The organism is Ectobacillus sp. (assembly GCF_056992975.1).
In genome coordinates this window covers 1-9453 of the sequence record NZ_JBXKMX010000310.1, presented here as the reverse complement: position 1 = coordinate 9453, position 9453 = coordinate 1, and the positions used below count along the sequence as shown (strand labels likewise).

Here is a 9453-nt window from a genome sequence, read left to right as displayed (position 1 = left end):
TACGCGCAAAGCCTAGACGATACACAAAGATACATAACAAGCTAATCGTTCCATACAACAGCCACATTCCACTTACAGGATGATCTTGTACATCATACATTCTCGCAAATAATGTCATACTCTCCAGTACTTGTGCATCCATGTTTCTTCTCCTCCCATTCGATGCATAAACATACTTTGTCGACTACCCACCACCAATTGATTGTGACGAGCCCAATTGAAGTGAAAGCTACGTTTAGTCATTACGTTTGATAGTTAACAAATGAGTCATGAAACTGCCAAGCTGGGATAAATCGTTAAATCGAAATTTCGAAAAGTTTACAGTTATTTATGGTAGTATTAATAGTACCGTGCTTAGATAGTCCCTGTCTATAAAAATGTTAAATATTTCAAATCAGGTGATATACATCGGTTTGTCCAAATTTATTTCTATAAAAAAAGTCTCCGCTTCACGAAGCGGAGACTTTTTTTATTATTAATTATTTCTTTTTCTTAGCTGATTTTTCACGTTCATTTTTATCAAGAATCTTTTTACGTAGACGGATGGATACTGGTGTTACTTCTAAATATTCATCTTCATTTAAATATTCTAGAGACTCTTCAAGCGACATAATGCGCGGCTTTTTAATAACATTTGTTTGGTCTTTGTTTGCAGAACGAACATTTGTCTGTTGTTTCATTTTAACAATATTAACAGCTAAATCATTTTCACGTGTATGTTCGCCGACAATCATACCTTCATAAATTTCTGTACCTGGTTCAACGAAAATGGTACCACGGTCTTCTACTTGCATCGTACCATATGTTGTTGATTTTCCTGTTTCCATCGAAACAAGAACACCTTGACGACGTCCCCCAACTTGACCCTTTTGCATTGGTTGATAGCTATCAAATGTGTGGTTAATGATTCCGTATCCACGTGTCATCGTCATAAATTCTGTCGTATAACCAATTAAACCACGAGCAGGAACCATGAAAGTAAGACGAACTTGTCCATTTCCATTGTTAACCATGTCAAGCATTTCGCCTTTACGTTCTCCCATGGATTCGATAACTGCTCCTGTATTTTCTTCAGGAACATCAACTTGAACGCGTTCAACCGGTTCACAACGTACTCCATCAATTTCTTTAATGATAACCGTTGGTTTAGATACTTGAAGTTCAAATCCTTCTCTACGCATGTTTTCAATCAAGATAGAAAGATGCAACTCACCACGACCAGATACAATCCAAGCATCAGGAGTATCTGTATTTTCAACGCGTAAGCTTACATCTGTTTCTAATTGTGAACGTAAACGTTCTTCAATTTTACGAGACGTAATAAACTTACCTTCGCGTCCAGCAAATGGGCTGTTATTTACAACAAATGTCATTTGTAGAGTTGGTTCGTCAATGTGTAAAACAGGAAGTGCCTCTTGGTGTTCAAAAGGACATACCGTTTCCCCAACATTGATGTCTTCCATACCAGATACAGCGATTAGGTCCCCTGCTTTTGCTTGTTCAATTTCTTCACGTTTTAATCCAAAGAAACCAAAGATTTTCGTTACACGCAATTGTTTTACGCTGCCATCTAATTTCATGAGAGCAACTTGTTGGCCAACCTTAATCGTCCCGCGGAATACACGGCCGATTCCGATACGTCCTACATAATCATTGTAATCCAAAAGTGCAACTTGGAATTGAAGCGGTTCATCACTATTATCAATTGGGGCTGGAATATGTTCCACAATTGTATTAAATAATGATTTCATATCTTCTTCTTGTTTAGATGGATCTGGATCTAAACTAGCTGTTCCATTAATTGCTGATGCAAATACAACTGGGAATTCAAGTTGTTCTTCATTTGCACCAAGTTCGATAAATAAATCGATTACTTCATCTACAACTTCAGTTGGACGAGCAAAATCACGGTCAATTTTATTCACAACTACAATTGGTGTTAAATTTTGTTCCAATGCTTTTTTTAGTACAAAACGAGTTTGAGGCATACATCCTTCATATGCATCTACAACGAGAAGAACGCCATCAACCATTTTCATAATCCGTTCTACTTCTCCACCAAAGTCAGCATGTCCTGGTGTATCCAATATGTTAATGAGCGTATTTTCGTAGTGAATAGCAGTATTTTTCGCTAAAATTGTAATTCCGCGCTCTCTCTCAATATCGTTTGAATCCATTGCACGTTCCTCTACTTGTTCATTACTGCGGAACGTTCCTGCTTGACGAAGCAATTTATCGACGAGTGTCGTTTTCCCATGGTCAACGTGGGCGATAATTGCGATATTACGTAAATCTTCTCTTTTTTTCAACATATCCAACTCCTAAAGTCTTTTTAGTCCTTCTCTATTATAAGAGCGAAAGCTATAGGTTGCAATTGAAATACGATGAGCATAGGAAATTTAGTTGTTTTTTCACAAACATTTACAGTACAATTAAGGATGGAGGGATGATGAAATGAAACAATTACAAGTACGTATGTTATTATTTGCAATTATAGGAGTTGCATTCATGATGGGGATTGGAATCATGATTGCTGAACAAAGTATTATCGGAATTATTCTTTGTATCGTTGGAACGATAGGTACATTTGGGTTAGGTTTTGCAACAAAAGCCAGAATTAGAAAACAACAACAACAATAATAATGTAGACTTCTGTGCATGCACAGAAGTCTTTCTTTTCAATAGTCTTCGCTATCTATCAACTTTATTTTATTCAAATTAAAAAACCGCAGCAGTTTTTAATTACAAACTACTTACGGTCATATATGGCGAATAGAGCGTCTCTTATCGTAGAAACGGAAGCAATTCTTCGTATACCCCTGGTCTTGCTACGATTACACTACTTTTATGAACAAGACTCACATTCTTCTTATCAAACGTTGTCATACATCCCCCTACCTCACGGATAATAATAGCACCGCCTCCATAATCCCAAGGTGACAAACGAGGTGTTATGTAACCATCTAATTTTCCTGTTGCTACGTAGACCATTTCTAGCGTTGCACATCCATAAGAACGTGAACCCCTTGCCTTATTCACAAGTGCTGCCATCTTCTTGTGATCTAAAAAATCATTTTCTGTAAGCCAAGTAGCATTAACTCCAATTATTCCTGTTTCAATTGTTCCCGTTTGTAATTTCGGAATACGAATTCCATTACAATAGGCACCTTTTCCTTCCACCCCATAGTATAGTTCATCAAATACCGGATCGTATATGTATCCTATTTTCCCTACCCCATTATGGTAGATTCCAATGGAGATGGCAAAATTACGTTTTTGATGGACAAAATTCATGGTCCCATCAATTGGATCAATCAACCAAATTGTTCCTTCAACAGATGTTACTTGGTCACCATATCCTTCTTCACCTAAAATTTTGTGGGATGGATACGCGTCGTGAATTCGTGAAATAAAAAATTGTTCAATTTGTCGATCCATATTTGTTACCAAGTCTGAAGGGCTTGATTTCGTTTCAATCGTAAGAGGATTTTGCAGGGAATCACGAATAATCTGTCCTGCTTCTTTTATCCACTGCTCCACCTGAATAGCAATAATATTCCACACATCCTGCATCATTTACCACTCCTATACTGGTCACAGAAAAAACGAACCTTTCACTAAAGGTTCGTACGTATTCATAATTCATTCCGATTCTATTTCTATTATTACGCTTCTAGGCGCATCATTTCAAGTCTTAGCACCTCAAGCTTCTGTTTACATTCAACTTTTTTGTTTTCATCGTTCTCAACGATTGCATCATAAAGGGTAGCCAACTCGTAGTCTAATTCTAAACGCAAAACTGGAATACGTTTCTCTGCATCTGTTCGTTTTAAAGCGTTTATCACTTGTCTCATCCTCGTTTGCCTCCTCCCGAGTTTTCATTCATCCTAAATCAAAATTGACTTAATTTTCAGTTATTTTGTTTTATACTATATTATGTGGGATAAATCATCTATGCAACAATTTTGCTCGAGAACTGTACTTTTTTTCAAGCGGCTCTTTTTCACAATTGTACATGGTGTGTGCTAGAATAAGAGACAAAACACTGTATGGAGGGACACTATGAAACAAGTAGCTTTTGATATAAAAGATTTTTCTGTTTTTTCGATACCTGGCTTAGACGAAAGAATGGAAGAAATGAAAAAATCTGTTCGCCCAAAGCTAGAATTACTAGGAGAAAGATTACAACCATTCTTCACGGAAAAATTAAATGAATCCTTTTTCTACCATGTTGCCAAACACGCGAGACGTACCGTGAATCCTCCAAGTGACACCTGGGTAGCCTTTGCACCAAATAAACGTGGGTACAAAATGCTTCCTCATTTTCAAATTGGATTATGGGGCACACACATGTTTATCTATTTTGGTCTGATTTATGAATGTCCGCAAAAAGTTGAATATGCGAAAGCGCTTCTTTCTCATCTAGACGAGATTAAACGTATGCCTAATTATTTCGTCTGGTCAACAGATCATACGAAACCAAGTGCAACAACAGCATGTGAACTATCAGATGAACAATTTAAAACAATGTTTCAAAAACTAGAAACTGTAAAAAAAGCTGAATTACTAACTGGCATTCACATTCCGAAAGAAGAAGCGATTAAAATGAGCGACGATGAATGTATGAAAGTAATTCAAGATACGTTCTCCACACTCCTTCCACTTTATAAAATCACTTCTACTAGGTAGAAGAAAACGGACAATATATTCATTGTCCGTTTATGATTGTTGTATCATTATAACATATGATTTCTGAATTTTCAAAATACTTTTACATCTTAATTTTTTCCTGATTCTGCATTGTTTTAGCCTTTTGAACGACACGATATAATGAATATCCGCTAATCTCCTCAAATTCACTGCCAATTTTCTTTTCCTGCGCAATGCTAGGAACAATTTCTTTAAAACGTCGATACATATTCATAAATTCTTCTCTTGTAATACCTGATTCATAGGCACGTTCTACAGCCTCATATAATTTAATAACGTCAACAATGTCATTGGTAGACCATTCGTAGTCAATTGGATATTGATATTCCATTCTTTCACCTCATCTGCTCCATCTTGTTCGTATATCTTCTGTTTCTTGTATCATTCGGGTTATTAACTGCTCTACAGTGGGAATATCATGTATTCTTCCCATCGCTTGACCAGCCCATGCAAACCCTTCATCCTTATTTCCTTCATATATATATCTTTTATTCGCTGTTCCACTTATGTAATCTTTTAAGTCTTCATAATTCTTTTCTTCTTTTTCTAGTTTTAAAATTTCATCTGTCCATCCATTATGAATAGCACGTGCAGGAGCTCCTAACGAGCGCTTAATGACAACCGTGTCTGCTTCTCCTCCCTCAACGAGAGCTTGCTTATAGCTAGCATGAGCATGTACGCACTCTTGCGTTGCAATAAAACGCGTCCCCATCTCAATCCCTTCAGCGCCAAGACTAAGAGCTGCCATCAGTCCGCGTCCATCAGCTATTCCTCCGGAAGCAATAACAGGAATTGATACGCTATCTACAACTTGCGGTACAAGAACCATTGTCCCAATATCATCTCTTCCAAGATGACCCCCGCCTTCCTGTCCAACAACCATTACCGCATCTGCGCCAAGCTGTTCCGCTTTTTGTGCCTGTCTTCTTGCAGCTACGAGTACAAGTTTTTTGATACCGGTTCTTTCTAAACGATTTATTATAGGGGCAGGGTTTCCTCCCGTCATCGTTATTACAGGAACTTTCTCTTCTATTGCTACTTCTAGCATATGTTCAAATGGTCTGCCATGTTGTCCAATTGCATAGTTTACACCAAACGGCTGATTCGTCATGTTTCGTACTCTTTGAATTTCTTCTCGTAACATTTCTGGAGAAGAAAGACTCATAGCTGTAATTTGACCTAATCCACCCGCATTGCTAACAGCAGCTGCAAGATCAGCATATGCTAGATAAGCAAGTCCACCTTGAATAATTGGGTATTTAATATTGAGTAATGTTGTAATTTTCGTTTCTAGCTTCATTCATACACCTCCATTATCATATAACATTATTTCTTCATACTTTTTGAATAATCCTGCAAAAAATTAAAGAGAGGTCTCTCCATCTATATACAATAACTGTACGATGATGGTATAATTCATCTTGCTTTGCAAAAAAAGAATATCATTTATTCAATCATAATCGATCAATTATATTCTCTTATGAAATATATTGATCATCATACAATAATTTTTATGTAAAGGGGTGTATAGGTTGTCCCAAAAAGAAACACCGTTATTTACCGCATTAGTAGAACATAGCAATCGAAATCCTGTCCAATTTCATATTCCGGGACATAAAACAGGAAAAGGAATGGACCCACAATTTCGGGAATTTATTGGGCATAACGCATTATCAATCGATTTAATTAATATTGCACCACTTGATGATCTTCATCATCCAAAGGGTATGATTAAAAAAGCACAAGATTTAGCTGCGGAAGCGTTTGGGGCTGATCATACTTTTTTCTCTGTCCAAGGAACGAGCGGCGCTATTATGACAATGGTAATGAGTGTTTGTGGCCCTGGCGATAAAATTCTCGTACCACGCAACGTTCATAAATCCGTTATGTCAGCCATTATCTTTTCAGGTGCTAAACCAATATTTATTCATCCAGAAATTGATCCCGTTCTCGGCATTTCACATGGAATGACACTTACTTCAGTAAAACACGCTCTGGAAGCCCATCCAGACGCCAAAGGACTTCTTGTCATTAATCCAACGTATTTTGGTTTCGCTGCTGACCTGAAGGAAATCGTTAAAATTTCTCATTCTTATGGTGTTCCGGTGCTCGTTGATGAGGCTCATGGTGTTCATATTCATTTTCATGATAAATTACCGCTATCAGCCATGCAAGCAGGCGCAGATATGGCTGCAACAAGCGTTCATAAGCTAGGTGGCTCCTTAACACAAAGCTCGATATTAAATGTACGTAAAGGGCTCGTAAACGTAAAACACATACAGTCTATTATTAGCATGCTTACCACAACGTCTACTTCCTACATTCTTCTTGCATCTCTTGATGTAGCAAGAAAACGTCTAGCAACGGAAGGACATGAGCTAATTGATCAAACGATTGAACTCGCAGAGGAACTTCGGAATAATATAAATAAAATCCAATATTTATATTGTCCAGGCGAAGAATTGCTTGGAACTGATGCAACATTTGACTTTGATCCAACAAAGATAATTGTTTCAGTAAAAGAATTAGGTATAACAGGACACGATGCGGAGCGTTGGCTACGTGAACACCATAATATTGAGGTAGAATTATCCGACCTTTATAATATTCTTTGTCTCATAACAATGGGAGATTCACAGCGGGAATCTGATATCCTAGTACAAGCTTTACGTGACCTTGCATCCACCTTTCAACATAACGCTACCAGTATTGAAGTACATGTAGAGGTTCCTGAGATTCCACTCTTGGCATTATCACCTCGTGACGCCTTTTATTCAGAGACTGAAATGGTACCCTTTGTAGAAGCAGCTGGCAGAATTATCGCCGAATTTGTAATGGTCTACCCACCAGGAATTCCCATTTTCACTCCTGGCGAAATTATTACACAAGAAAATTTAGATTATATTAAAAAGAATTTAGCAGCTGGACTACCTGTACAAGGACCAGAGGATGCAGATTTACATTATCTTCGTGTAATTAAAGAATATAAACCTATTTCTTAATTTTTATATGATGATACATTTTATCTTTTCTATGTAAGTAAGAGGAGAGAGAACTAGCGGCATGCACCCTATTTCTCCCTCCTCTTTGTTCACGTTTCCTCCCCGCCATCATAAAATAGAAAAAACGGGATTGGAAGTGGGAAATGTCATGATTGTAATGGGACGCTCTATCATTCATCCCAAATTACTTGATGATACTGAACTTTTTTTCGAGACAAGGAAGCAAATATTAGAATCAATGACAAGTAATCAAGAAGTATACACATATGAAACATTAGATCAACTCATATTTGATGTTCATCTGCGCCTTCATTTACTATTAACATGTATTGAATTGTTGAGCAGTGGAATACAGTTTCGTACCTTTTCACAATCATTCTGTCATGATAAATTTTGGAAACGAACAAAGCAGGGAGGATTTCAAGTAGAGCAAGGAGTTCTTCCTTCTGTGGCACTTAACGATATTTTTGTAAACGGGAAAAAATATGGTACTGAGTGTGCAACTGCCATCATTATCATCATATATAAATCCTTACTTCAATGTTATGAAGACCAAACTTTTAATCGTTTATTTTCCAATCTTCTTCTATTCACATGGGATTTTGATAAAAATTTAAAAATCATCACTAAAACCGATGGCACGATGATTCAAGGAGACATAGCTTATTTCAAAAATCCCCAGGTGAATCCATTGACCATTGAATGGCAAGGAGAAAACACAATCTATCTTGGTGACGATTTCCACTATGGGCACGGCGTCGGCATGAGCACAAGCGACCAAGTTATTAATACGTTAAATCTGCGTCGTAAACCCAACGCCTTCCTTACCGCATATCTAACAAACTTCATTACCCGAGTAGACATTGCACAAATGAGCATCTACGCCTCTCCATCAAAAATCAAATCTAATATTCAATTTACCCCAATTCGTGAAAACATCATCATAGCAACAGCAGGTCATACCACAACCGTGTACTAACGAAAAGTTTTTCTGGCTTGTTCAGCTCCGGAAGGTAGAGGTTCTTCGCTCAAAAAGGCGCTTTTTTACCTTTATGAGCGAAGGTTCTCTAACTGGAAGGAGCTAGCCAGAAAATCTAGACAATAACGAAAAGTTTTTCTGGCTTGTCCAGCTCCGGAAGACAATAGTTCTATAATCAAAAAAGACGCAGGGGCTATCCCCTACGCCTTTTTTGATTATTTTATACTTCCACGTGTTCATGTGTATCAGATGCACATTCTTGGCAACAATGTCCGTACAGCACAGTTACTTTTTCATCCTCAAAATGTTCAATTGTACTTTCACAAACTTGACAAACGATAGTTCCCACTTTATTACCCCCTATTATTTGCAAAAATGATTGTGTAAGCGCTTTTCTTTTTTCATAATCATTGTAATATGTTATACTATTTTCGTCAACGACTATTTAATATGTCATACTTAATTGCATTCATTCTATTATCCTCTTTAGCAAATACTTATATCTGTACTACTTCTACGGAACCAAATATAATCTATATATTGAAATGTTATATGAAGTAGGAAAAGATAATTTACCGTAAGTATTTGTCAAAAAAAATAGAACAATGATACAATACAAATGAAGCATTATAAAATAGGGGGATTCCACATGCAACATGCATTCATTACACTCGTTCCAAAGTCGACGAAGCAAGAAATATCCATACAAGATGTGAAGGATTTATTTACATACTATAAGCAAATTACTACCAAAACGGGTTC

General features: G+C 37.1%; 11 protein-coding genes. 5 read left to right on the top strand and 6 right to left on the bottom strand.

Going from position 1 to position 9453, the window contains the following annotated elements; translation table 11 throughout:
* Nucleotides 1-479 precede the first annotated feature (479 nt).
* A complete protein-coding gene (gene typA, locus AC11ZT_RS13890; protein WP_484060163.1) occupies nt 480-2312 on the bottom strand; it encodes a translational GTPase TypA in 1833 nt (610 codons plus the stop codon).
* Between the two features lie 142 nt (nt 2313-2454).
* Here typA and AC11ZT_RS13885 point away from each other — a divergent pair, with 142 nt between their 5' ends.
* Nucleotides 2455-2640, top strand: a complete 186-nt coding sequence (locus tag AC11ZT_RS13885) for a DUF5325 family protein (protein ID WP_379966924.1) — start codon at nt 2455-2457, stop codon at nt 2638-2640.
* A 144-nt stretch (nt 2641-2784) separates the two neighbouring features.
* Here the strand turns inward: AC11ZT_RS13885 and AC11ZT_RS13880 are convergent, their stop codons facing one another.
* Entirely contained in the window at nt 2785-3573 is a 789-nt protein-coding gene (locus AC11ZT_RS13880; RefSeq protein WP_484060165.1) for an inositol monophosphatase family protein, read from the bottom strand.
* Nucleotides 3574-3665: 92 nt separating this feature from the next.
* Nucleotides 3666-3854 carry a hypothetical protein gene (locus tag AC11ZT_RS13875; protein ID WP_379966921.1) on the bottom strand — a complete coding sequence of 63 codons (189 nt, stop codon included), beginning with the start codon at nt 3852-3854 and terminating at the stop codon, nt 3666-3668.
* Nucleotides 3855-4062: 208 nt separating this feature from the next.
* On the opposite strand from AC11ZT_RS13875, the gene AC11ZT_RS13870 reads away from it, so the two are divergent.
* On the top strand, nt 4063-4689 hold the full coding sequence (locus AC11ZT_RS13870) for a YktB family protein (protein ID WP_484060162.1): 627 nt from the start codon (nt 4063-4065) through the stop codon (nt 4687-4689).
* Nucleotides 4690-4771: 82 nt separating this feature from the next.
* On the opposite strand, the gene AC11ZT_RS13865 is transcribed toward AC11ZT_RS13870, so the two are convergent.
* Together AC11ZT_RS13865 and AC11ZT_RS13860 are read right to left on the bottom strand one after the other, a co-directional pair.
* Nucleotides 4772-5041, bottom strand: coding sequence for a UPF0223 family protein (locus AC11ZT_RS13865; protein WP_484060161.1), 270 nt, complete (start codon nt 5039-5041; stop codon nt 4772-4774).
* Nucleotides 5042-5050: 9 nt separating this feature from the next.
* Nucleotides 5051-6010: an NAD(P)H-dependent flavin oxidoreductase gene (locus tag AC11ZT_RS13860; protein WP_484060160.1), complete on the bottom strand. Its 960-nt coding sequence runs from the start codon at nt 6008-6010 to the stop codon at nt 5051-5053.
* A gap of 232 nt (nt 6011-6242) precedes the next feature.
* Here AC11ZT_RS13860 and AC11ZT_RS13855 point away from each other — a divergent pair, with 232 nt between their 5' ends.
* Together AC11ZT_RS13855 and AC11ZT_RS13850 are read left to right on the top strand one after the other, a co-directional pair.
* Nucleotides 6243-7712 carry an aminotransferase class I/II-fold pyridoxal phosphate-dependent enzyme gene (locus tag AC11ZT_RS13855; RefSeq protein WP_484060159.1) on the top strand — a complete coding sequence of 490 codons (1470 nt, stop codon included), beginning with the start codon at nt 6243-6245 and terminating at the stop codon, nt 7710-7712.
* A gap of 148 nt (nt 7713-7860) precedes the next feature.
* Nucleotides 7861-8691, top strand: a complete 831-nt coding sequence (locus tag AC11ZT_RS13850; protein WP_484060158.1) for a protein-glutamine gamma-glutamyltransferase — start codon at nt 7861-7863, stop codon at nt 8689-8691.
* Between the two features lie 220 nt (nt 8692-8911).
* Here AC11ZT_RS13850 and AC11ZT_RS13845 read toward each other — a convergent pair whose 3' ends face one another.
* Entirely contained in the window at nt 8912-9040 is a 129-nt protein-coding gene (locus tag AC11ZT_RS13845) for a GapA-binding peptide SR1P (protein WP_484060157.1), read from the bottom strand.
* A 300-nt stretch (nt 9041-9340) separates the two neighbouring features.
* Here AC11ZT_RS13845 and AC11ZT_RS13840 point away from each other — a divergent pair.
* The coding region (locus AC11ZT_RS13840) for a DUF1885 family protein (RefSeq protein WP_484060164.1) at nt 9341-9453 on the top strand (113 nt) is incomplete at its 3' end.